The following is a 22,336-nucleotide window of genomic DNA, read 5'->3' as shown; positions in this document are numbered from 1 at the left end:
GAAGATATTATAAAAGTAAAATGTAACATATATTTAATCCTTGAAATAATTTTAGTAAGAGTAGGAGGTACTACTCTTAAAAATTTTAACCTCTTGCCTTTTTAAGCATAGCAAAGAATAAACTAATACCTAAAGTAACACCAACAACTGCTACTGCAATTTCAACACCTGAATAATAAGCACCTAAATCTACTTCACCACCAAATTTTTTATTTGTTGCGTCGTAAGTAATTGCTGCTTGAGCACCAGTTGATAAAATTGTTGCAGCTGCAACAACACCTAAAGCTTTTGCTTTTTTTCCTAATTTTTTAAACATAATTTTCTCCTTATGAATGTTTTGTTTTTTGTTGTATGCACAGGTAAGAGTACACACAATCAAAAACAAAATAGGGGCATTAAGCCCCTTTTGAATCTTTTTTAATCAAAGAAGATAATCTTTGAATTAAAAAATCTGTTTTATCAGTACACACAACTTTAAGAAATGAAGATTTTTCAGGTCTAGAAGGTAATAATCCGTTTAACTCAAAAACTACTCCATTTGCTTTTAATGTTCGTAGAACCATATTTAATTCTGCTACTTGAGTAGGATTGTCGCATTTGATTTGTATCTCTAGTAATTGCTCTTTTTCAGCTATACCAAATTCTTCAGTTTCTTCTTCAATAATATTTATAAGTTTGATTGTCAAAGAATCACCATAATTATTACCGTCCATAACTCCAGCCTTAGTAACTTTTAAAGAATTAAAAGTTGCAACTTTATAGATAGTTGTGTATTGTTGTTGAGTAATTGTCATTTTTTGCCCTTTATAGTTATTTTGTTAAGCCCGATTTACAAGTAACGAACGGGGAGGGCTTAAACTACCCCGACCGAGTGAGAAAACTCACTAAAAAACAAAGCAGGGGTTAATTACTTTGCTTTTTATTAAGTTCATCTAATAACATTTCAAACTCTTTTCTTAATTTGAAAGGTCTATTTATAGTTCTTCTATATTTTGTTGAAGCTACAAAATCAATAATTTGTTTTATAAGTTCAAATGGTCTTTCATCTTTATAAAGCATTAATTCAACAGATTTAAAATTTTTATGAGTATCAACTTTAAATGAAGTAGGTATCAATTTAAAGAAATAGTTATAAATATTTTCAATAGCTTTAAAATAATCTTCAGAGCTATTTAATTTATTGAAATTAAAATCTAACGCTTTTTCAAGATTTAACTCATAAACATAAAAAGGAGTATTTTTTTTAACTTTCTTTTTTGCTTTTCTTCTTGTGATATATCCATTTTGAATAAGTGCTTTAATTGATTCAGACATCAAATTAGTAGTTTTGAAATTTAAATCACTTTGCATATCTTTAACCACAATATCGCTATGAGTTGAAATATAAAAGAACACACGGAATTGATTAGAACTTAAATTTTTATCAGTTGAAGCAGTTAATAAAAGCTTGTGATAATTTTCATTTATTCTAAATTCTTGTTTTTCCATAAGAGAAATATATCATAAGTATTGAAAACTATAATTTTCAAACTGATATTAATATATGATTTGATATACTTCTACTTACTTTAAGTTTATTAGGAATTTTTATGAGATATGAATTAGACTTTAAAAACGATTTTGATTCCACAATGCTATTTTGGCTTGAAAGATTTGTAAGAAATAAAATTACAAGTTTATCAAATAGATTAGTAAATGATAAAGACAAATTGGCATATATTTTAAAAAGATTAGTTACAGGTACAAAAAATATAGAAGAATTAGAATCTTTGGTTAAAGAAGCAAGAAATATTGGTTTAAGTGGAATAAACACATATTTTAATCCCCTACTAAAACTTTATAAATTTTCTACAAAATTAGGTTTAGCTTCAATGAAAGAATTTGATGAAGAACTTTTAAGTGATTTTTTAGCAAGTGAAACAAGTTCTTTATCAGATGCTAGTAAAAAAAATCACCGAATTGCCCTACTATCATTTTTTTCATATGTTGATAAACAAAATGAAACAACTGATGGTAATTCATACTTATTTAAAATTGAGTTAAAAAATTGGCAAGGTCTTAGTGGAAAATCAGGTTCTAAACTCCCCTCTTTTATGAATGAAGAAGAAGTAAATAGATTTTTGTCAGCTATCGATAAATATGAATTTAGTGAAAACCTAACTTATAGAAATAGAGTTATTTTAAAAATTATTCTTTACACAGGTATTAGGGTAAGTGAAATGCTAAACTTAAGATTAAAAGATATTTATAAAGAAGATGATGTTTATATGCTGCAAATTAGAGGAAAAGGAAATAAACCTCGAGTTGTAATGATAAAATGTAATATTATTAAGAATGATTTACAAAACTGGCTTAATCAAAGGATTTGTATCAGTGATATTTTAGTGTGCAATCAAAAAGGTGATAGGCTAACTCAAGCTTATGTTAGCAGAATTGTAGAAAATATTTTAATGAGTGCTGGAATTAGAAAAGAAAAAAATGGAGCGCATATGTTACGACATAGCTTTGCAACATTACTTTATTCAAAACACAAAGATTTAATTCTTGTTCAAGAAGCATTGGGCCATGCAGATATAAATACTAGCCGTATTTATACACATTTTGATAAAGATAGACTTAAAAAAACTACAGAAATATTCTAATAAAGTACCTAGAAGGTACTTTTATTAGATTGTAATTTCTTTAATATCAGCTATATTTCTAAAACCTAAATAAACTTGAGCAATTAAATTTTTTCTATTCATTTTTATTTTTTCATCTTCATGATTTACAAAAACTTTTTCAAAGAAACTATCTAATTGTGGTTTTAAGCTAAAAAGAGCTTCTAATTCTTCATCAAAAGATAAGAAGTTTGTAGCTTTAATTTTTTCAAAATTATTAAACAATTCTTTTTCTTCAACTTGCTCAAATAAAGAACTATTTACATTTAAATCTGAATTTAAATCAACATCTTTTACTATATTTGCAACTCTTTTAAATGTTGCACTGTAATCTTTGAAATTATCACTTTCAACAACAGGATTTAGAGCTTCAACTTTTTGATAAACTTTATAAATATTTGATTCTCCACTACTTAAAACTGCTTTTAGAACTGTAGGGTTTACATTAAAGATTTTAAACAATCTTTCATTGAAGAATTCTAATAAAAGTTTTGTGTCAAGATTTGTATAATTTATTTTTAAATCTTCAATAATAGTTTTAAAATCAATATCAATTTTATGTTCTATTGCAATTCTTACAATTCCTAAAGCAGATCTTCTTAATGCAAATGGATCTTTTGAACCTGTTGGAATTTTTCCAACACTAAATAATGCCATTAAATTATCAATTTTATTTGACATAGCCACAATTGAAGAAAAAATAGTGCTTGGTAACTCTGAATTTTCACCACTTGGAAGATATTGTTCTTTTAATGCAAGACTAATTTTTTCATCATTATTTGCAATTTTAGAGTAGTAATATCCCATAAGACCTTGTAATTCTGTGAATTCATAAACCATTTCACTCATTAAATCAGCTTTAGAAAGCATTATTGCTTTTTCTAAAATATCAGTTTCTTTTACATCAAGTTTTTTAGCTAAATAAGAAGCAATTTTTACTTCTCTTTCACATTTGTCATAAACTGTTCCTAAACCTTCAACAAAAACTAATTTTTTTAATCCATCATTTCTTAAACCATTTTTTATATCATTTTTATAGAAAAACATTGCATCAGCAAGTCTTGGTCTTAAAACTTTCTCATTTCCAGAAATTATATATCCAAAATCATCTGTTAAAGCATTTGAAACAACAACAAAATTATTTGCTAATTTTCCATTTTTATAAACAGCAAAATATCTCTGATTTGCTTTCATAGATGTAACAATAACTTCTGGTGGAAGTTCTAAAAACTCTTCATCAAATTTTCCTAAAAGTGCAGTTGGATATTCTGTAATTGCAACAACTTCATCTAAAAGTTCAATATCCAATTCTATTTGAACATTATGTTTCGTCTCAATATTTTTTAGTTGCTCAAGAATTCTTTTTCTTCTTTCATCTTGATATAGAATAACTCCATATTTATCAAGTTTACAGAAATAATCCCCAACATGTGAAAAACTAAAAGGTTCATAACTTTCCATTCTATGACCATAAGAAATATTAGATGATTTTACACCAAATAGTTCTCCTTCAATTATCTCACTATCAAGCATCATTGAAAAGAATCTAATAGGTCTTATGAAACTATCACTTCTACTTCCCCATCTCATAGATTTTCCAAAACTTAAAGAATTTACAAACTCGTTTACCATAGTATTTAAAAGTTCTTTTGCTTCAAGTCCAACTATTTGTTGTTTATAATATAAAACTTCACCTTTCCCAAAATCTTTAAAAGATATTTCATCTACACTAATCCCACATTTTGTAGCAAAACTAGCAGCAGCAGGAGTTGCAACACCATCTTTAAAAGCTATCTTTTTAGGTGCACCTATATGTTCAAACTCACTATTTTCTTGTTTTACTTGAAACTCTCTATGCCATAAAACCAATCTTCTTGGAGTATAAAATAACTCAAAATTACAAAGAAGTCTATTTTTTTCTAAAATATCACTCCATTTTTTCTCAATATTAGGAAGTTCTTGTAAAAATGGAATAGCTGGTAACTCTTCAACTCCAATTTCTATTAAAAGTGGTTTAAGCATTGTTTTTATCCTTATTTTGATTTTCTATATCTTCTAATTTATCTGTATGTTTCTTTATTTGTTGTCTATTGAAATTTATAATAAACATAGCAACCATAAACACAAATAAAATCACAACTATCGTATCAATTATCTCTTTCAATTTTTTCCTTTTAATAAAAAACTTAAATTAGTTCTTTATATATTACTCCATCAATTTCATCTAGTGCAATCTCTTCTAATTCATCATTAGATTTTATAATTGCCAAAATTTTAGAATCAAACATATAATTCTCTGCAATTTTTTGCATCTTTTTTGCCAAAGTTTTTTTACAAACTATATATTTAGCATTTAAACTATTTGCATACAATCCCTCTTTTACAGAGTTAATTTGAACAAAATAGTTTAAATTATTCAAATAGCAATATTTCAAAAGTTCTTCGTTATATTCAAAGAAAATTAGAGAATTAGGTTTTGTATTCTTAATTTCTTCAACATTTGAAACTTTAAAAAACTCTTCAAAAGGTACTATAGAATCTCCAATAATCTTCATTTTAAGCCTTTTTATTATTTAAACAATCTTTACTACAATAAAACTTCCCATTGCTTAATATACCTTCACTTTGAGACACATAAGTATTGCATGTAGGACACTCTACCATCTCTTCACTGATTAATTTATCATTCTTTTTTACACCATCAACTCTTCTATTTTTGAAAAATAATAAATATATAATAAATCCAACTAAAATAACTGCAATAACTTTTAATAACACTATTTATCCTTTTATATACAAATAGTTTCTATCACTTCTTGAAACTACTTTATAATCGTTTAATTTTGCTTCTTCTATCTCATTTTCAAGCATACTACCTTTATAAAAAAGATATGAAGAATTATCTTGTTTTATGTTTTTTGTTAATTCAATTAAGAGTTTTGTATTCGTAACTGCCCTACTTGTTATTAATTCAGCTTTTAAATCATCTACTGCTTCAACTCTTTTTTGTAAAATTGTAAGATTATTTAAACCTAAATTTGCCTTTACAAAACTTAAAAATGCAACTCTTTTTATTCTTGGCTCAATTAAATACCCTAAACTATCTTTTCTTGCAATTGCTAAAATTAACCCTGGATACCCTGCTCCTGTGCCAATATCTGCAAAACTAGAAAAATTTTCAATAAATGTAAGAGGAAAAAGTGAATCTAAAATATTTTCATAAATACTATCTTCATCCAAACTTCCACTTAAGTTATGAACTTTCCCCCATTTCTGCAAAAGCTCTATAAAAACTTTTATATCTTTATAAAAGTTTTCTTCTAAATTTATATTATGCTTTTCTAAAATAGTTTTTAATTTAATCAAAGCATATGTCCTAATTGCTCTTTTTTTGTATTTAAATAGTTTTTATTATAGCAATTTGGCTCAACTATTGTTGGAATTCTCTCCACTATTTCTACATCCAAACCTTCAAGAAACTTCATTTTTGCAGGATTGTTTGTAAGAACATTTATTTTTTTAATTCCTAAATCCTTTATAATGTACTCAACAATACTATATTCTCTTTCATCTTCTCTAAAACCTAAAGCTAAATTTGCTTCTACAGTATTTTTTCCTGCATCTTGTAAACTATAAGCATTTACTTTATTTAAAAGACCAATATTTCTACCTTCTTGTCTATGATAGATAATTAAGCCTCCATTTTTTGCTATATATTCAATTGCTAGTTCTAACTGCTTTTGACAATCACACTTTATACTTCCAAAAACATCCCCAGTAAGACACTCAGAGTGAATTCTTAGGTTTATTACATCCAAATTTTCAAAATTTTCACTCATTATTGCTAAATGTTCTTGATAACCTTGTTTATATGCTTTTATTTTAAATTTTCCGTGTTTTGTTGGAAGGTTTGCTATATTTGATTCAATTATATTCATTCTTTTTTTTAAACCTTAAACTGTTAAAATCGTAAGATTATATCCAAAAGAGGTAAATATTATGTTTAAACGATTTAGAAGATTAAGATTAAATGAAACTTTAAGAAATTTAGTTCAAGAAACAAGTATAAGTAAAGATGATTTTATATATCCACTTTTTGTAAGAAAAGGAAATGGAATAAAAACTGAGATTCCTAGTATGCCTGGTGTTTTTCAAATGAGTATTGATGAAATATTAAAAGAGTGCAAATATCTACAAGAAATAGGTTTAAACTCAATAATACTATTTGCAATTCCAGAAATTAAAGATTCTGTTGGAAGTGAGTGTTTATGCGATGAAAGTATAATCGCAAGAACAATAAAAGCTATTAAAGCAAAATTCCCAAATATGTTTATAGTAACAGATTTATGTTTTTGTGAATACACAGATCACGGTCATTGTGGAATTCTTGACCCAAAAACACAAAGTGTTCACAATGATAAAACACTTGAAATATCTGCACAACAAGCATTAGTTCATGCAAGAGCAGGAGCTGATATGATAGCACCTAGTGGAATGATGGATGGTATTATTACAACACTTAGAACTGCACTTGATGAAAATGAATTTAAAGATTTACCTATAATGGCATACTCTACAAAATTTGCTAGTGGATATTATGGACCTTTTAGAGATGTTGCTGAATCAACACCTTCTTTTGGAGATAGAAGAACTTATCAAATGAATGTTGCAAATAGACTTGAAGCTATAAGTGAGTCATTAGAAGATGAAAAAGAAGGAGCTGATATACTTATGGTAAAACCAGCTTTAGCATTTTTAGATATTGTAAGAGATATAAGAAACGAAACAAAACTTCCTTTATGTGTTTATAATGTAAGTGGAGAATATGCAATGCTAAAACATGCTGGACTTGCTGGACTTATTGATTATGAAAGAGTTATGATGGAAACAATGATAGCTTTTAAAAGAGCAGGAGCTAATATAATAATCTCATATCATGCAAAAGAAGTTTGTGAGATTCTAAATAGAAAATAAAATTCATATTTTATGAATAATTACCAAAAAGCAATAGAAAACTCAAATATTGTTTCAAAAACTGATATAAATGGAATTATTACATTTGTAAATGATGAATTTGTAAAACTTTTTGAATACAGTAAAGAAGAGCTTTTAGGTAAAAATCACAATATTATAAGACATCCTGATACTCCTAAAGAGAATTTCAAAACTCTTTGGGAAACAATTTTAAATAAAAAAGTTCATAAAGCAACTGTTAAAAATCTATCAAAAAGTGGCAAAACAATCTATTTAAATACAACAATAATACCAATTTTAGATGAAAATGAAGATATATTTGAGTTCATTGCAATAAGATATGATATTACAAATGAAATAATGCTTCAAAAAGAAGTTGAAGAAAAACAAAAAATTATATTTTTACAATCAAGAATGGCAAGTTTAGGACAAATGTTAGCAAATGTAGCTCATCAGTGGAGACAACCATTAACTGAGCTAAACCTAACACTCTTTAATCTCAAAAAAAGTTTTGAAACAAAAAATCAAAAAGAGTTTGATAAGTTTTATGATAGTAGCAAAAATCTTATTCTTGGAATGTCAAATACTATTGAAAATTTTACAAATTTTTTTACACCTCAGAAAGAAAAAGAAAAATTTTTATTAAATTTAAGTATAAATGAGGCTCTGAAAATTTTAAATAGAGTTTTACAAGAAGAAAATATAAATATAAAATTTGATATTTTAAAAAATTTAGAGGTTTTTGGGATTAAAAATGAATTAACTCAAGTTTTATTGAATCTTATAAATAATTCAAAAGATGCTTTTATCCAAAAAAGTATAAAACAAAAAGATATTACTATAAAAACCTACCTAAAAGATGATTTTATATATCTTGAATATCTTGACAATGCTCAAGGAGTAGATAAAGAGCTTTTTGATAGAATTTTTGAACCATATTTCACAACAAAACATCAAAGCAGTGGAACAGGTCTTGGGCTTTTTATTTGTAAAATTATTATTGAAAATAGCTTTGAAGGGCAAATTTTACATGAAAATACAAAAGATGGTTTAAAATTCACTATAAAGTTTCCAAAAATATTATGAAGAGTTTAAAAGTTTTAATAGTTGAAGATGAACAAAAACTAGCTAATTTAATCAAAAGTTCCATAAAAGATCTTTTTTACAAAGTATCTATTGCAAAAGATGGAGAAGAAGGCATAAAAAAATTCAACTCATTCAAACCAGATATCATAATTAGTGATATTTTAATGCCAAATCTAAACGGTCTTGAAATGTGTAAAAGAATAAAAATACAAAATAGTAATATTCCAATAATTATTTTAAGTGCTCATAGCCAAAAAGAAATGTTACTTCAAGCAATAGATATTGGTATTAATAAATATTTTATAAAGCCTTTTGATATAGAAAGTTTTATTGATTATTTAAAAGAGCTCTCAAATAAAATAAACATTGAAAAAAGTTTCAAGTTAAAAGATGGCTTTATTTTTATGAAAAATTCGATTAGTTTATATAAGAATAATGAATTAGTAAATCTTACAAAAAGAGAAAGAGAATTTTTAAACCTTTTACTTGATAACAAAAATTCACTTGTAAAACTTGAAACAATAAAAAGTATATTATGGGAAGAAGCTGATATTAGTGATGAAAGAGTAAGAACTTTTATAAAAAGGTTAAGAGCTAAAACTTCAAAAAATATTATTGAAAATGTATCTTCTCAAGGCTATATGATCTCTATTTTAGATAGATAATTTTACTATTTAGTACAACTGTACTATTACTCCACCGATAAATTAAACTAATATTATGGATATTGTTGGTACAATTTCTAATGGAAAAATTAGATAAAAATGATGCAAGAAAAGTAGATTCAAAGACATTGCAATATCTTCGGGATAGAGCAATAAAATTAAGAGAGAGTGGTGTTAGTAATATTGAGACAGCTAGTATTTTAGGTTTATCAAAAATTACAACTTCAAGATGGTATAGTAAATACAAAAAAGATGGACAAAAAGCTCTTAAAGTTCAAAAAACAGGTAGACCAAAAAAGAGTGGTAAACGCCTTAGTGATGAACAAGAATCAAGAATTATTAGTATGCTAATAGATACAACACCAGAACAGCTAAAATTTAAATTTGCCCTATGGACAAGGGAAGCAGTAAAACAATTGATTTTTAGAGAATGTAATATTGATATGCCAATATCAACTGTTGGAGATTATTTAGCTAAATGGCAATTTACATCTAAAAAGCCAATAAAAAGAGCTTATGAGAGAAAAGATAGTGCTACAAAAGCTTGGTTTGAAATAGAGTACCCAAAGATAAAAAAAGAAGCAAAAATAAATAATGCTGATGTTTGGTGGGCAGATGAAACAGCTTGTGTTTCATTGCCAAGTAATCTAAAAGGATATGCACCAATAGGAAGTAAAATAAAACCAATATTAACTCATACAGCTAAAAAGTTTAAAGTTAATATGATAAGTGCTATTACTAATACAGGTAAATCAATGTTTGCACTTTATGATGATTCAATAGCTACTGATAATTTTATAGATTTTTTAGAAAAAGTAATAAAGTCAAATGATAAAAAAGTATTTATGATAGTAGATAACCTAAGAGTACATCATGCTAAAAAAGTAAAAGAGTGGGAAGAAGAGAATAAAGATAAAATAAAACTATTTTATCTACCACCATACTCTCCTGAATTTAACCCAGATGAATATTTAAATCAAGATTATAAAAGTAATGTACATAAAAATGGTCTGCCAAAGAATCAAAAAGAGTTAAAAGAAAATACGCAAAATTATATGGAGAGTTTACAAAAAAATCCACAAAAAGTTGCAAATTTCTTTTTACATCCTAGTGTGAAATATGCTAGTTGATAAAATTAACTCTGTTTATTGGGGGAGTAATAAATAGTTTCTTATTAATTATTTGGATCAGTTAAAAATTTTCTATTTTTATAAATTGAATGAACAAATGCTAATCCAATTGGTACTATTGCAAAAGTAGTAATTAACATCGGTGGTAAATGATGGAAAATTTGAACTATCATAGATAAGGCTAAAAGACCAATAGACCACATAGCTCCATGTTCAAGGAAGATATATTTAGAAACTACTTCTCTTTCAACCATATAAATTGTAAGTGATCTTACAGCCATAGCACCAATTCCAAGTCCTAACATAATTATTACAACGTTTTGAGTAATAGCAAATGCACCTAAAACTCCATCTAAAGAGAAACTCATATCAATTACTTCAAGATACATAAAAGATATAAATCCTCCACTTAATTCTGTAATTTTAGAATCATTAGAATCATTTTTAAGCTCAATAGCTCCTTTTAATAACTCTAAAAGATAAAAAGCAATAACACCAATAATCATTGGAACTAAAATTTCTAATTTATTTACGGTTACTAACTTATCACCCATAACTACTTCATTCGGAGCAACATATGTAATTGCAAGCATTAAAAACATTATAAAAAGTGCTTTAATATCCCCTACTTTTGATAATTTTGTAGCAAAAGATTCTATATATTTAACCCAGTGAGTATCTTTATTTTCATCAAAAATGAATTTTAAAAATAACATTAATAAAAACATTCCACCAAAAGACATAATTACATGGTGAGAACTCTGAATAATTTTTTCATATTCTTCAGGATTTTTAATAGCTAATTCAAAAGAATCAATAAATCCCATAGATGTTGAAAAATATACAATTAAGATTGGAAATACAAATCTTACACCAAAAACGGCAATAATCATACCCCAAACAAGAAATCTTTTTCTCCATACAAGAGCCATAGTTGCTAAAATAGTAGCATTTACAACAGCATTATCAAAAGATAAACTAAGTTCTAAAACTGATAAAATAGTCCCTTGATAAAGTGCAAAAAATCCGCCATATAAAAACAGTAAAACAGAAGCTACAAACCAAACAGCGAAAAAACTGTAGAAGTAACTTATCATAGGTTTTTGTTTCAAAATAATTCCTTGAATCTATAATTTTTGCGTATTGTACCTAAAAATTATAGATTTTTAGCTTTTACTTTCATGAAGAAACCAATAAAACCAGAAATAAATGCTGGTAAAATCCATCCTAAACCTTCATTTGACAATGGAAATAATTTTAAAAATCCCATATTAAAAGTTGTTGTTGAAGAAATCAGTTCTAAAAAAGAAAAAATCATTGCAGCAAATGCAGCAAATTTATAAACATTATTATTTATATATTTATCAAAAAACACCAAAACTACTAAAATAATTGCAGCTGGATAAACAATACTTAGAATTGGGCCTGCAAATGAAATAATTTGTTCTAGTCCTATATTTGTAATAAATATACTAAATAAAGTTACAATTATTACTAAAGTTTTATAAGATATTTTTCTTTTGCTTAATTTAGAAAAGTATTCAGCAGTAACACTTACAAGAGCTGCTCCTGTTGTAAAACAAGCCAAAAAAACAACTATTCCTAAAAATATATTTCCATAATCACCTAATAAAATATTTATTATTTTATTTAATAAAACAGCTTTTGGGATATCAGCACCATATAAACTTGAAGCTGTTGCACCTAAATATGAAAGTCCAAAATATACTATCATTATTCCAAAAGCAGCAAGAAGTGAAGCAGAACCAATAATTTTAAAAGAGATTTTAGTGTTATTATATCCTTTTGCTTTAACAGTTTTTATAATAATAATTCCAAATGCTAATGCTGCTAAAACATCAAGGGTTTGATAGCCCAATATAAGTCCATCAAAAAATAAATTATCATTTGTAGTATTTAAAATTATCTCACCTATTGGAGTTACAAAGCCCTTAATAATTAAAAAAATCAATCCAAAAAAAAGTACAGGAGTTAAAATTTTTCCTAAAACTTCTATCATAATAGTAGGTCGAAAAGTAAAAAACATAATTAAACCATAATATATAATTGAAGTAATAATAGAATTTGAAAAACTAGCTCCAAATATAGGTACAACAAGCATTTCATAAGTTGTAGCACCTGTTCTTGGAAGAGCAATTAAAGGACCAATGCACAATACAATTGCTGACATTAATAAAATACCAGAGAGCTTTCCAAGTTTATTTGTTAAATCGTCTACATTTCCACCAACTTTAAGCAATGCAAACATAGCAATTGTAGCAAATCCAATATCAGCTAAAAAATAAGAGAAAAATGAAATATACCAGTCACTAGCACTTGTTAAGCCTAAGTATGGTGGGAAAATAATATTTCCAGCACCAAAATACATAGAAAATATTGCAAAACCTAAAATTATAGTATCTGTATATATTTTATTTTGTTTAAACATTTTATAACTTCTTTAATCTATTTAATAACAAAGATTCTACTATTTCATCAATACTTTTTTCTTTTGAAGCTATTAAAATTTCTATTCCATCATCTTGAAATGGCCAAACAAATTCAAGGTTATTTATAACCACTACTTTATTTACAAGACAAAAAATCTCTTCATATCTATCAAAAAAATCAACACTAACTATCTTAGCTCCATCTAAACTAACCACAGCCCATGCCCTATTTTCCTCAATAGAAGATATAACGGATAGAAATCTATCTTTTTTATCAACTGGAATTACAATTTTCATCTTTATTCCTCTTTTAATTTATATCAGGATTTCTCTGTTTCCTCTAGCATCAACTTCTGATAAAACTCCTGTTTGTTCTAATTGTTCTATTAAACTAGCTGCTCTGTTATATCCAATTCTTAATCTTCTTTGAAGATATGAAATAGATGTTTTTTTATCAGTAATAATAACTTCTTTAGCATCTTCATATAGCTCATCTAATTCTATATCTTCATTTTGAGAAGAACCTTTTGAAGAAGAACCACTAATACTCAAATTTTTATCTTTTATAAAATTCATATCATATTCAACTTCTCTTTGATTTTTTAAGAATTCAACAACTTGTTCAATTTCAGTTTCTGTACTCCAAGGAGCATGAATTCTTACAATACCAGGAGTTCCAGGAGGTGTAAATAACATATCCCCTCTTCCTAATAAAGATTCAGCACCCATAGAATCAAGAATAATTTTAGAATCAATTTTTTGCCCTACTTTATAAGACAATCTACTTGGTAAATTTGCTTTTATAAGTCCTGTTACAACATCCACACTTGGTCTTTGTGTTGCAACAATTAAGTGAATTCCACTAGCTCTTGCCATCTGAGCAAGTCTAGCAATTGAATATTCAACATCTTTTCCACTTGTCATCATTAAATCAGCTAACTCATCAATTACAACAACAATATAAGGCATTGTAGGTAATCCCTCTTTTTGTGCTTTTTCATTGTAATTTTCAATATTTTTAGTTCTTGTTTTAGCCATCAACGTATAACGTCTTTCCATTTCTCCTACCATATTTGCTAACGCATTTATTGCATCAACAGCTTTTGTAATAACTGGAGTTAATAGATGTGGGATATCATTATACATAGAAAATTCAAGCATTTTTGGATCTATCATTACAAGTCTTAAATTATCTGGTGAATTTTTATAAAGTAACGATAAAATCATCGAGTTAATTCCAACTGATTTACCACTTCCTGTAGTTCCTGCAATTAGTAAATGTGGAAGTTTTTTAAGATCTGTTACAAAAGGTTTACCGACAATATCTTTCCCTAAAATCATAGTTAATGGAGATTTAGAATTTTGGAAAATTTCACTATCAAGCATCTCTTTTAAATATATTGTTTGAGTATCTTCATTTGGAACTTCAATTCCAACAACATCTTTTCCAGGAATTGGTGCTTGAATTCTTATTGTTTGAGCTTTTAAAGCCATAGCTAAATCATCTTGAAGACTTAAAATTTTTGATACTTTCACATTTGGAGCTGGTTTGAACTCAAAAGTTGTAACAACTGGTCCAGTATAAGTTCTTACAACATCTCCATCTATTTTAAACATAGATAGTTTATCAAGTAAATCAGCAATTTTTTTATCTATAAATGCTTCATTTACTTTTGTCTTATTCTCTTTTGGAGAATCTTGAAAAAAACTTGTAGGAGGGAGTATAAAATCTTTTGGTTTTTCTGTTTTTCCGAACTCCAATTCAGATAAAAGTTTTGCATTTTCTTCTAACTCTTCAACAATTATACTATTTGTTTGAGGAACTACTATTTCATCTTCGAAGTTATTTAAAGCCAAATCTTTATCTTTTTTAGAAATTTTTACTATTGGTTCTTCTTCAAAAGATTCCTCTTCTTTTTTAAGCTCTTCTATCTTTGCTTTTAAAATAGTTTCTTGTTGTTCTCTTATTCTTTGTTCAACTGTTTTTTGAGCAGGTATAACAACCTCTTTTTTAACTATTTGTTGAGGCTTTGCAGGATAATTAGAAACTTCTGTTGTAACCTTTACAACTTTTGATATTTTATTTGCCATTTGAGCATTTCTTAGCTTTATTCTGTGTTTTAATTTTTTTAAATCTTCCACATCATAATCTGATAATTCAAATAAAATAAGTATAGATATTACAAATCCAAAAGTAACAAATAGATATAAACCAATATTTCCAATTATAGGAGACAAGCTATCAACTAAAATATTACCTATTTCTCCTCTATTATAAGGATTTTCTACTACTAAAGCTTGAAAAATTAAAGAAACAAAAAATATTAAAAGTAATACAGCAATATTTAAAATAATATCTTTATTATCGATATTTTTCTTAAAATTAATCATATAAATAGGATGAATAAAAATAAACAAATAAATGTATGATAAATATGAAAAATATTTTATTGAAAACTCTGAAAATGCAAAACCTACATCACCAACAATCTCTTTAGAATTTGCAAAAACTGAGAATTGAAAATATAATAAAATAAATAAAACAATTAAAGAAATAATTTTTTTTGTAATGGTGCAACCTTTTATGAAATTATTTTAATAAATTTGAAATTTTACCTTGTAGTTTAAGCCATTGTCTATGCTCAAATAAAGGAAAACCAGCCCATGATTTTTTCGGTTCAGTTATACTTTTTGTAACTCCACCTCGTGCTGCTATTGTTGTAAATGGTGCTATTTCTAAATGCCCTGCAGCTGCACTTTGTCCACCCATTACAACATAAGGATGAAGTGTCGTAGACCCAGAAATTCCAACTTGAGTCACTAAAATACATCCCTTACTTATTTTACAATTATGTGCTATATGAACTAAGTTGTCAATTCTAACACCATCTTCAATTATAGTAGATTTAAAAACTGCTCTATCAATAGTACAATTTGCCCCAATTTCAACATCAGAACCAATAATAACATTTCCATTTTGATAGATTTTTATATATTTTCCATCTTTTGTATTTGCAAATCCAAATCCATCACTACCAATTACCGTTCCAGCATGAATTATACAGTCATTTCCAATCTTACAATCTCTGTAAATTGATACATTTGGGTAAATAACTGTATTATTTCCAATAGTTACATTATCTCCTATAAAGGCTCCTGCCATAATAGTACAATCGCTTCCAATTTTTGAATTTTTACCAATATATACATTTGGCATAACTTTTGTACCACCACCAACTACTGGTTTTTCACCATCTAGTTCTATGATATTTGGTGCAAAAAGTTTTGATATTTTTGCTAAATATAAATAAGGTTCTTCACAAATAATTGCAATAGTAGAGCTTGGAACTTCTTTACTATTTTCTAAAGTTACTAAAACAGCTGCTGCATTTGTATTTTTCAAATCATCTATATATTTTTTATTCTCTAAAAAAGTAAGTTCGCTATTTGTAGCATCTAACAAAGAGTTTAATGCAGTAATTTCAATATCACTTTTACACTCTAAACCAACAATTTCAGCTATTTCATTTAATTTCATATTTTATCCTTAAATAAAAAAAGATAAGAGTAAACTCTTATCTTTCTATGGCAACAATTCCGCTTCTCACGACTTCAAGAGGATTAAATTTTTCCATAACTTTTATAAAATTTAAAATTCTATCACTTGAATCCGTTGCAGAAACAATAATAGCTTCATCAGTAACATTTTGAATAGTTCCATGATAAGCTCTTGCAATTACATCAATATCCGCTAAATTATTATCTATTGAGAATTTCATTAAAACTGTATCTTTTTCAATTACATTTTTATGTTCATTTACTTTTAAAACAGGAATTAATTTATTTAATTGTTTTACTATTTGATCAATTACTCTTTTATCACCTGTTGTAACTATTGTCATTCTTGAATATTGACTCTCAGCCATCGGAGCAACTGTTAAAGAATCGATATTATAACCTCTAGCTGAAAAAAGACCAATAATTCTTGATAATACATTGTGCTCATTTAAAACAACTACAGAGATAACTTGTCTTATAGTTTCGCTATTGTAATAAGTATTGAAGTTAGTCATTATCTATCTCCTTTTAATAAAGTCATCTCATTTAGTGAATGTCCATTTGGAACCATTGGTAATACCTCTTCATTTCTAGCAACAATTACTTCTATCATCGCTGGTTTTTTTTGTTCAACTGCATCTTTTAAGGCAACTTCAAATTCATCTTTTGTACCTACTCTATAACCTAAACCTCCAAAAGCTTTACAAAGCATTGGAAAATCAGGTTGTTTTGTAAGATCAGTTTCTGATAATCTATTATCATAGAACATTGTTTGCCATTGTCTAACCATTCCTAAATAATTATTATTTAGAATAATATTAATTACTGGTAACTCATATTCTACACAAGTCATAAGTTCTTGAATATTCATTAAAATTGAACCATCACCTGTAAAATTTACAACAACTCTATTTGAATCTTTAAATGCTCTAGCAGCTCCTAAGGCAGCTGGTAAACCAAATCCCATAGTTCCTAATCCACCACTTGTAATCCATTGTCTTGGATGTGAAAATGGAAAAAATTGAGCTGTCCACATTTGATGTTGACCAACATCTGTTGAAACAATTGCATTGTCACCTAAAATTTTTCCAACTTTTTCTATTACCCATTGAGGTTTGATTAATTCATTTGAATCAATATATCTTAAAGGCTCTTTTTCTCTATAATCTCTTAGTAACTCTACCCAATTAGAAAAATCATTTATTTCAATCTCATCAGCTTCTTCAATCATAGCTTTTACAGTTAATTTCAAATCTCCAACAATTGGATAATCTGGAACTACAAGTTTTGCAATTGATGTTGGATCAATATCAATATGAATAACTTTAGCTTTTGAAGCAAATTCATCTAATCTTCCTGTTACCCTATCATCAAATCTAGCTCCTAAAGAGATTAATAAATCTGTTTCATATGCAGCCATATTTGCAGCAAATTCTCCATGCATTCCTAACATTCCAAAAAACAATGGATTATTATCACCCATTACCCCTCTTGCCATTAGTGTCTCAACTGCTGGAATATTTAATTTTTTTGCTAAATCTCTAATCTCATAACCACAATTTGATAAAATCGCTCCTCCACCAATATATAAAAGAGGTTTTTTTGCACAACTTATAGCTTCCATTGCTCTTTTTAACTGTTTTTTATTGTAGTTTACAGTTGGTTTATATGTTGGCATATTCACTTCTGTTGGATATATAAAATCTGCAACTTGTGCTGTTATATCTTTTGGAATATCAATATGAACAGGTCCTGGTCTTCCAGTACTTGCTATGTGAAATGCCTCTTTAATTATTTTTGGTAAATCTTCAATTTTATTTACTAAATAGTTGTGTTTTGTACAAGGTCTTGAAATTCCAACTGCATCAATTTCTTGAAAACCATCTGTTCCAATAATTGTAGTTGGAACTTGTCCTGATATTATAACTAATGGAATCGAATCCATATAAGCATCAGCAATTCCTGTTACTGCATTTGTAAATCCAGGACCTGATGTTACTATTGCAACTCCAGTTTTTCCTGTACTTCTAGCATATCCTTCGGCTGCAATTACACAAGCTTGTTCATGTCTGTTTAAAATATGTTCAAAATAGTTTTGCTTGTAAATCTCATCGTAGACGTTCATAATAGCGCCTCCAGGGTATCCAAATACAACTTCAACCCCTTCTTGATGTAATGATTCTATTACCATTTTTGCGCCAGTCATTTTCATAAGTCTTCTCCATAAATTAAAAAGTAAGATTAGATTTTACTCAAAGTTCGATTAATTTACCTTTGTATAAATAAGTTAATTTTCTTTTTTTTCCTTTTTTATTTGACAAAAAAATAGATTTATTTTGATATAATCTAAAAAATAATTTTTAAAGGGATTGAAGATGGATGTAAATCAGATAAATAATAATCCATTAACTAGTGTTAATAACAATTCGTTATCTGGGATTGGTAATAACTCTCAGCTTCAGTTAAATAAATCAGATACTGTTCGAAAAGTAAGTGATTTAAATACAAATGAGTTAGATCTTAATCTAAGTAATCTAAGTAAACAAAGAAGTGAATTTTCAACAAACATCCAATCACTAAATGATGGTATTGCAATATCAAAGATAGCTACAAATGCTTTAGATAAACAACAGAACTATCTACAAAACATCCAAACAAAACTTGAAAATATAGATAATTTAAATAACAAAAATGATATTAAACAAAGTATAAATGAAGATTTAAGAGCTTTTAACAAAATATCTTATGAAACAAATTATAAGAGAGAATCTCTTCTTGTTCAAAATTATTATGATGATAGTCAAAATATTGAAATTAGTACAAAAAATCAAACTTTTTCAATGCAAAAACCAAATATTTCAAGTTTCGCAAACCAAATTTTTGAAACTATAAACAATAATGATTTAAATAACATCTCAAATTTATCAACTGCTAAACAATTAGTTTCAAGTATATCAGATGCTCTAAGTAAATTGACAGATAACTTTAATAACTTTAGTAAAGAGTTAGAAAACAAAGCTACAAACTCTATAAAAGAGCAAAATGATAATCTCTATAAAAATAGTATAAATTTTGGAAAAGAAACTAGTGATTTTTCAAAATCAAACATAAGTATTAATGCGGGGAATCTTATAGCTTCTCAAGCAAATATTATTCAAGAACAAAGTGTAAGGCTTCTTTCTTAAGCCTTACCACTCATTTTCAGTGCGCAATCTATTGCAACACCCTCTCTTAAACCATCATCTAAAACAATTGAAGTATTCTTTCCTAATACATCAAAAAACATTTTATATATGTAAGTCCCAACTTCCATAAACTCAACTCTTCCTTTTCCTACAAGTCTTGTTGTCTCTTCTATTGTTTTATTCTTTAAAATATTTAAACCATTTTCTAAATCCAAATATTCTAAAACCATTCCATTTATCTTATCTTTATCATAATTAAAATAATCCATTCCAATTTTCACAGCAGCTAGTGTCGTTGGTGTTCCAGCAGTTGCAACAAATGGAAAATCTTTTATATCAAAATCTAAGGTATTTAAAAACTCTTTTACTTCTTCTTTTCTTTTATCTAAATCTTGAAACAAATCACCATTTTTCAATGATTTTTGAGTCATTGTTACTATTCCAAAATCAAAACTTCTAGTAAAAGATTTATCTTCTAAACTTACTGTAAGTTCAGTTGACCCTCCTCCAATATCTAAAACCATAAATTTTTCTGATTTTAAATTTTCTCTTTCTAGTGCATATTTTATAGCAAGTAAAGTCAATCTAGCTTCTTCTTCAGCATCTATTATTCTAAACTTTGCACCACTATTTTTTTCTAAAAAGTTTAAAACTTCATTAGAATTATTAGCTTTTCTCATAGCAGCAGTCGTAACACAAACAGCATCTTTAGGATCAAATTTTAACTTCTCTGAAGATGATTTTAAAGCTTCAATTACTCTGTTTTGAGCTTCAAAACTTATCATACCGCTATTTACTAAACCATCTGCCAAACCAACAACTTGATGAAATTCATCAACAATCTTAAAATTTAAACAATCAAACTTCAAAACTCTAAATGAGTTTGATCCTAAATCAATAGTTATAAGCTCTTTTTTCATAAATGCTTTATTTTTATTTTAGAATTCAGTAAAAAACCAATTATTACCATCATTCCTAAAACAAAATATTCATGAATGAATCCTGTTAGATAAATCAAATAAACTACCCAAAGTAAAATTGCACCTAATGGTGTTGGTACACCTGTAAAGTATTTCTCAACTTCACCCTCTTCAGCATTTAAGTTAAATTGAATTAATCTTCTTAATCCTGAAATTATATAGTAAACAAAAGCACCTGCAATTAATGCCATATTAAAGAATTCTTCTTTTCCATTGAAAATAGCAAAATAAATAAACATTGCAGGAACAATTACAAAAGATAAAAAATCAGCATAAGAATCAAGCTGAATTCCAAATTCTGTTGAAAGGTTATATTTTCTAGCTATTTTTCCATCAAAGATATCAAAAGCACCAGCTAACCAAGCAAATAATGCTGCTGCAAAAAACTCATCATGAGTTAAAAAATATATTGCAAAAATTCCACTAGCTATGTTAAAGAAAGTTACAATATTTGCTAAATTAAAGTGACTATATTTGTTGAATAAAAAATTCATTCTTCCTCTTTTTTGTATATTTTATATCGATTTCTACCACTATTTTTAGCATCATACAAAGACTCATCAGCCATTTTATATAATCTATTTGCAGAAATATAACTTTTAGGTTCATAAATCACTGCTCCAATAGAAACTGAAACCAAGTCCAATATTTTACTATTTTTATGCTCAATTTGTAATTTGATTACATTTTTGTTAAGCTCTTCTAAACTATTTTCAAAAGATTTTTCATCTATATTAAATAAAATAATCCCAAATTCTTCTCCACCTAATCTAAAAACATATTCATACTGTTTCGAGAAATGCTCTTTTATGCATAAAGCAACTTTTTGAAGTGCCTCATCTCCCATATCATGCCCATAAGTATCATTGTAATTTTTAAAATAATCTATATCAACAATGATTAAAGCACTTTTCCATGAATTTTCATTTGAAATAAAAGTCATACTATCAAAAATAGTATCAAAATGTTTTCTGTTATACAAAGTAGTAAGGGAATCGGTTATAGACTCTATTTGATATTTTTTATTTAAAATTTGTAGTTGCTTATCTTTTTTTATGATTTGATAAACGATAAATAATATTATTAAAAATGCAAAAATTAAAATAAATAATATATTATAAAAAATATAATTTTGCATTTGTCCATACTCTTCTAAAAAAACTTGTCTTTGTAAAAAAGCTTGTTTTGTTTCATATTTTATTAAAATATCTGCACTATTTAAATTTTTATCATATTCATCTATTTTATTTATTTCAAAAGATTTTAAGATATCACTATTTATTGAATTAACAACATCTTTCTCTTTTTGAGTTTTAAAAGATGAAAGATAATAATTCCATTCAGTTAAAATAGAATCCTTTTCTTTACTTATATCACAGTTTTTGTTTTCATTTAAACAAGAAATTATTGTTTCAAAATCACTTTTTATAGTTTGAAGTTTAACAACAGGAATAAAATCTCCAAAATACAATATGTCTATCTGTTTTTTTAACTTCTCAACCTGAGAATTAAATAATATAGCAGAAAATATAAGTGCCATAAAAACAGTAAATACTAATAGTAGCAACTTCGAAGTTGTTGATTGTAAAAAATTAGTGAACATAAAAATTATTTTATCAAATATATCTTTAATTTATAGAAAAATAAC

General features: G+C 26.8%; 25 protein-coding genes. 6 read left to right on the top strand and 19 right to left on the bottom strand.

What is annotated here, in order from left to right:
• Positions 1-85: 85 nt before the first annotated feature.
• From ACBT_RS06170 to ACBT_RS06160, 3 genes are all read right to left on the bottom strand, one after another.
• Positions 86-316 (bottom strand): hypothetical protein, encoded by a 231-nt coding sequence (locus ACBT_RS06170; RefSeq protein WP_024774936.1) that lies wholly within the window; start codon positions 314-316, stop codon positions 86-88.
• Positions 317-395: 79 nt separating this feature from the next.
• Positions 396-794 carry a hypothetical protein gene (locus ACBT_RS06165; RefSeq protein ID WP_024774937.1) on the bottom strand — a complete coding sequence of 133 codons (399 nt, stop codon included), beginning with the start codon at positions 792-794 and terminating at the stop codon, positions 396-398.
• 109 nt (positions 795-903) lie between these two features.
• Positions 904-1,488 carry a hypothetical protein gene (locus ACBT_RS06160; RefSeq protein ID WP_024774938.1) on the bottom strand — a complete coding sequence of 195 codons (585 nt, stop codon included), beginning with the start codon at positions 1,486-1,488 and terminating at the stop codon, positions 904-906.
• 101 nt (positions 1,489-1,589) lie between these two features.
• Between ACBT_RS06160 and ACBT_RS06155 the strand changes: the two genes are divergently transcribed.
• Positions 1,590-2,642: a tyrosine-type recombinase/integrase gene (locus ACBT_RS06155; RefSeq protein ID WP_024774939.1), complete on the top strand. Its 1,053-nt coding sequence runs from the start codon at positions 1,590-1,592 to the stop codon at positions 2,640-2,642.
• Between the two features lie 24 nt (positions 2,643-2,666).
• Here ACBT_RS06155 and glyS read toward each other — a convergent pair whose 3' ends face one another.
• From glyS to ribA, 6 genes are read right to left on the bottom strand one after another with little or no spacing between them, the layout of a single operon-like run.
• The gene (gene glyS / locus ACBT_RS06150; protein ID WP_024774940.1) at positions 2,667-4,682 is read right to left on the bottom strand and encodes a glycine--tRNA ligase subunit beta; all 2,016 of its coding nucleotides are present in this window, start codon (positions 4,680-4,682) and stop codon (positions 2,667-2,669) included.
• On the bottom strand, positions 4,675-4,824 hold the full coding sequence (locus tag ACBT_RS06145; RefSeq protein ID WP_169729043.1) for a hypothetical protein: 150 nt from the start codon (positions 4,822-4,824) through the stop codon (positions 4,675-4,677). Before ACBT_RS06145 ends, glyS begins: the two co-directional genes overlap by 8 nt.
• Positions 4,825-4,846: 22 nt before the next feature.
• Positions 4,847-5,215: a hypothetical protein gene (locus tag ACBT_RS06140; protein WP_034218507.1), complete on the bottom strand. Its 369-nt coding sequence runs from the start codon at positions 5,213-5,215 to the stop codon at positions 4,847-4,849.
• A 1-nt stretch (position 5,216) separates the two neighbouring features.
• On the bottom strand, positions 5,217-5,438 hold the full coding sequence (locus tag ACBT_RS06135) for a PP0621 family protein (RefSeq protein WP_024774941.1): 222 nt from the start codon (positions 5,436-5,438) through the stop codon (positions 5,217-5,219).
• A gap of 3 nt (positions 5,439-5,441) precedes the next feature.
• Positions 5,442-6,026: a 16S rRNA (guanine(527)-N(7))-methyltransferase RsmG gene (gene rsmG / locus ACBT_RS06130; protein ID WP_228130291.1), complete on the bottom strand. Its 585-nt coding sequence runs from the start codon at positions 6,024-6,026 to the stop codon at positions 5,442-5,444.
• Positions 6,023-6,598 carry a GTP cyclohydrolase II gene (gene ribA, locus ACBT_RS06125; RefSeq protein ID WP_024774943.1) on the bottom strand — a complete coding sequence of 192 codons (576 nt, stop codon included), beginning with the start codon at positions 6,596-6,598 and terminating at the stop codon, positions 6,023-6,025. The genes rsmG and ribA overlap by 4 nt, the downstream gene beginning before the upstream one ends.
• Before the next feature lie 61 nt (positions 6,599-6,659).
• Between ribA and hemB the strand changes: the two genes are divergently transcribed.
• The 4 genes from hemB to ACBT_RS06105 all read left to right on the top strand — a co-directional run bounded on the left by hemB (position 6,660) and on the right by ACBT_RS06105 (position 10,515).
• A complete protein-coding gene (hemB, locus tag ACBT_RS06120; RefSeq protein ID WP_024774944.1) occupies positions 6,660-7,634 on the top strand; it encodes a porphobilinogen synthase in 975 nt (324 codons plus the stop codon).
• Between the two features lie 12 nt (positions 7,635-7,646).
• Complete coding sequence (locus ACBT_RS06115; protein ID WP_024774945.1) at positions 7,647-8,720, top strand: PAS domain-containing sensor histidine kinase; 1,074 nt, start codon at positions 7,647-7,649, stop codon at positions 8,718-8,720.
• Complete coding sequence (locus tag ACBT_RS06110) at positions 8,717-9,385, top strand: response regulator transcription factor (protein ID WP_024774946.1); 669 nt, start codon at positions 8,717-8,719, stop codon at positions 9,383-9,385. The genes ACBT_RS06115 and ACBT_RS06110 overlap by 4 nt, the downstream gene beginning before the upstream one ends.
• Before the next feature lie 80 nt (positions 9,386-9,465).
• The gene (locus ACBT_RS06105) at positions 9,466-10,515 is read left to right on the top strand and encodes an IS630 family transposase (RefSeq protein ID WP_176325391.1); all 1,050 of its coding nucleotides are present in this window, start codon (positions 9,466-9,468) and stop codon (positions 10,513-10,515) included.
• A gap of 44 nt (positions 10,516-10,559) precedes the next feature.
• Here ACBT_RS06105 and ACBT_RS06100 read toward each other — a convergent pair whose 3' ends face one another.
• The 7 genes from ACBT_RS06100 to ACBT_RS06070 are packed head-to-tail and all read right to left on the bottom strand — an operon-like array spanning position 10,560 to position 18,735.
• Positions 10,560-11,627, bottom strand: a complete 1,068-nt coding sequence (locus tag ACBT_RS06100; protein WP_024775375.1) for a DUF475 domain-containing protein — start codon at positions 11,625-11,627, stop codon at positions 10,560-10,562.
• Positions 11,628-11,671: 44 nt separating this feature from the next.
• Positions 11,672-12,964, bottom strand: a complete 1,293-nt coding sequence (gene brnQ / locus ACBT_RS06095) for a branched-chain amino acid transport system II carrier protein (RefSeq protein ID WP_024775374.1) — start codon at positions 12,962-12,964, stop codon at positions 11,672-11,674.
• 1 nt (position 12,965) lies between these two features.
• Positions 12,966-13,262, bottom strand: coding sequence for a hypothetical protein (locus ACBT_RS06090; RefSeq protein ID WP_024775373.1), 297 nt, complete (start codon positions 13,260-13,262; stop codon positions 12,966-12,968).
• Between the two features lie 18 nt (positions 13,263-13,280).
• Positions 13,281-15,551: a DNA translocase FtsK 4TM domain-containing protein gene (locus ACBT_RS06085; protein ID WP_407647544.1), complete on the bottom strand. Its 2,271-nt coding sequence runs from the start codon at positions 15,549-15,551 to the stop codon at positions 13,281-13,283.
• 4 nt (positions 15,552-15,555) lie between these two features.
• Positions 15,556-16,503, bottom strand: a complete 948-nt coding sequence (gene lpxD / locus ACBT_RS06080; RefSeq protein WP_024775371.1) for a UDP-3-O-(3-hydroxymyristoyl)glucosamine N-acyltransferase — start codon at positions 16,501-16,503, stop codon at positions 15,556-15,558.
• 37 nt (positions 16,504-16,540) lie between these two features.
• A complete protein-coding gene (gene ilvN / locus ACBT_RS06075; protein WP_024775370.1) occupies positions 16,541-17,038 on the bottom strand; it encodes an acetolactate synthase small subunit in 498 nt (165 codons plus the stop codon).
• Positions 17,038-18,735, bottom strand: coding sequence for an acetolactate synthase large subunit (locus tag ACBT_RS06070; protein WP_024775369.1), 1,698 nt, complete (start codon positions 18,733-18,735; stop codon positions 17,038-17,040). The genes ilvN and ACBT_RS06070 overlap by 1 nt, the downstream gene beginning before the upstream one ends.
• Positions 18,736-18,898: 163 nt before the next feature.
• Between ACBT_RS06070 and ACBT_RS06065 the strand changes: the two genes are divergently transcribed.
• Positions 18,899-19,708 (top strand): hypothetical protein, encoded by an 810-nt coding sequence (locus tag ACBT_RS06065; protein ID WP_024775368.1) that lies wholly within the window; start codon positions 18,899-18,901, stop codon positions 19,706-19,708.
• Here the strand turns inward: ACBT_RS06065 and ACBT_RS06060 are convergent.
• Genes ACBT_RS06060 through ACBT_RS06050 form a run of 3 tightly spaced genes read right to left on the bottom strand, consistent with a single transcriptional unit; the run spans position 19,705 to position 22,291 of the window.
• Entirely contained in the window at positions 19,705-20,628 is a 924-nt protein-coding gene (locus ACBT_RS06060; protein WP_024775367.1) for a Ppx/GppA phosphatase family protein, read from the bottom strand. The genes ACBT_RS06065 and ACBT_RS06060 overlap by 4 nt on opposite strands.
• Entirely contained in the window at positions 20,625-21,182 is a 558-nt protein-coding gene (locus tag ACBT_RS06055; protein WP_024775366.1) for a CDP-alcohol phosphatidyltransferase family protein, read from the bottom strand. Before ACBT_RS06055 ends, ACBT_RS06060 begins: the two co-directional genes overlap by 4 nt.
• Positions 21,179-22,291 (bottom strand): GGDEF domain-containing protein, encoded by a 1,113-nt coding sequence (locus tag ACBT_RS06050; RefSeq protein ID WP_024775365.1) that lies wholly within the window; start codon positions 22,289-22,291, stop codon positions 21,179-21,181. The genes ACBT_RS06055 and ACBT_RS06050 overlap by 4 nt, the downstream gene beginning before the upstream one ends.
• Positions 22,292-22,336: the final 45 nt, after the last annotated feature.

This window comes from Aliarcobacter cibarius (assembly GCF_013372265.1).
Lineage (GTDB): Bacteria > Campylobacterota > Campylobacteria > Campylobacterales > Arcobacteraceae > Aliarcobacter > Aliarcobacter cibarius.
Note: the sequence above shows the minus strand (reverse complement) of the source record. Positions and strands in the feature narration are given on the sequence as shown.

Bases quoted from the DNA above. Each gene is read 5' to 3' on its own strand.
- ACBT_RS06170 (WP_024774936.1), bottom strand. From the start codon at position 316: ATGTTTAAAAAATTAGGAAAAAAAGCAAAAGCTTTAGGTGTTGTTGCA.
- ACBT_RS06165 (WP_024774937.1), bottom strand. From the start codon at position 794: ATGACAATTACTCAACAACAATACACAACTATCTATAAAGTTGCAACT.
- ACBT_RS06160 (WP_024774938.1), bottom strand. From the start codon at position 1,488: ATGGAAAAACAAGAATTTAGAATAAATGAAAATTATCACAAGCTTTTA.
- ACBT_RS06155 (WP_024774939.1), top strand. From the start codon at position 1,590: ATGAGATATGAATTAGACTTTAAAAACGATTTTGATTCCACAATGCTA.
- glyS (WP_024774940.1), bottom strand. From the start codon at position 4,682: ATGCTTAAACCACTTTTAATAGAAATTGGAGTTGAAGAGTTACCAGCT.
- ACBT_RS06140 (WP_034218507.1), bottom strand. From the start codon at position 5,215: ATGAAGATTATTGGAGATTCTATAGTACCTTTTGAAGAGTTTTTTAAA.
- ribA (WP_024774943.1), bottom strand. From the start codon at position 6,598: ATGAATATAATTGAATCAAATATAGCAAACCTTCCAACAAAACACGGA.
- hemB (WP_024774944.1), top strand. From the start codon at position 6,660: ATGTTTAAACGATTTAGAAGATTAAGATTAAATGAAACTTTAAGAAAT.
- ACBT_RS06115 (WP_024774945.1), top strand. From the start codon at position 7,647: ATGAATAATTACCAAAAAGCAATAGAAAACTCAAATATTGTTTCAAAA.
- ACBT_RS06110 (WP_024774946.1), top strand. From the start codon at position 8,717: ATGAAGAGTTTAAAAGTTTTAATAGTTGAAGATGAACAAAAACTAGCT.
- ACBT_RS06105 (WP_176325391.1), top strand. From the start codon at position 9,466: ATGGAAAAATTAGATAAAAATGATGCAAGAAAAGTAGATTCAAAGACA.
- brnQ (WP_024775374.1), bottom strand. From the start codon at position 12,964: ATGTTTAAACAAAATAAAATATATACAGATACTATAATTTTAGGTTTT.
- ACBT_RS06090 (WP_024775373.1), bottom strand. From the start codon at position 13,262: ATGAAAATTGTAATTCCAGTTGATAAAAAAGATAGATTTCTATCCGTT.
- lpxD (WP_024775371.1), bottom strand. From the start codon at position 16,503: ATGAAATTAAATGAAATAGCTGAAATTGTTGGTTTAGAGTGTAAAAGT.
- ilvN (WP_024775370.1), bottom strand. From the start codon at position 17,038: ATGACTAACTTCAATACTTATTACAATAGCGAAACTATAAGACAAGTT.
- ACBT_RS06070 (WP_024775369.1), bottom strand. From the start codon at position 18,735: ATGAAAATGACTGGCGCAAAAATGGTAATAGAATCATTACATCAAGAA.
- ACBT_RS06065 (WP_024775368.1), top strand. From the start codon at position 18,899: ATGGATGTAAATCAGATAAATAATAATCCATTAACTAGTGTTAATAAC.
- ACBT_RS06060 (WP_024775367.1), bottom strand. From the start codon at position 20,628: ATGAAAAAAGAGCTTATAACTATTGATTTAGGATCAAACTCATTTAGA.
- ACBT_RS06055 (WP_024775366.1), bottom strand. From the start codon at position 21,182: ATGAATTTTTTATTCAACAAATATAGTCACTTTAATTTAGCAAATATT.
- ACBT_RS06050 (WP_024775365.1), bottom strand. From the start codon at position 22,291: ATGTTCACTAATTTTTTACAATCAACAACTTCGAAGTTGCTACTATTA.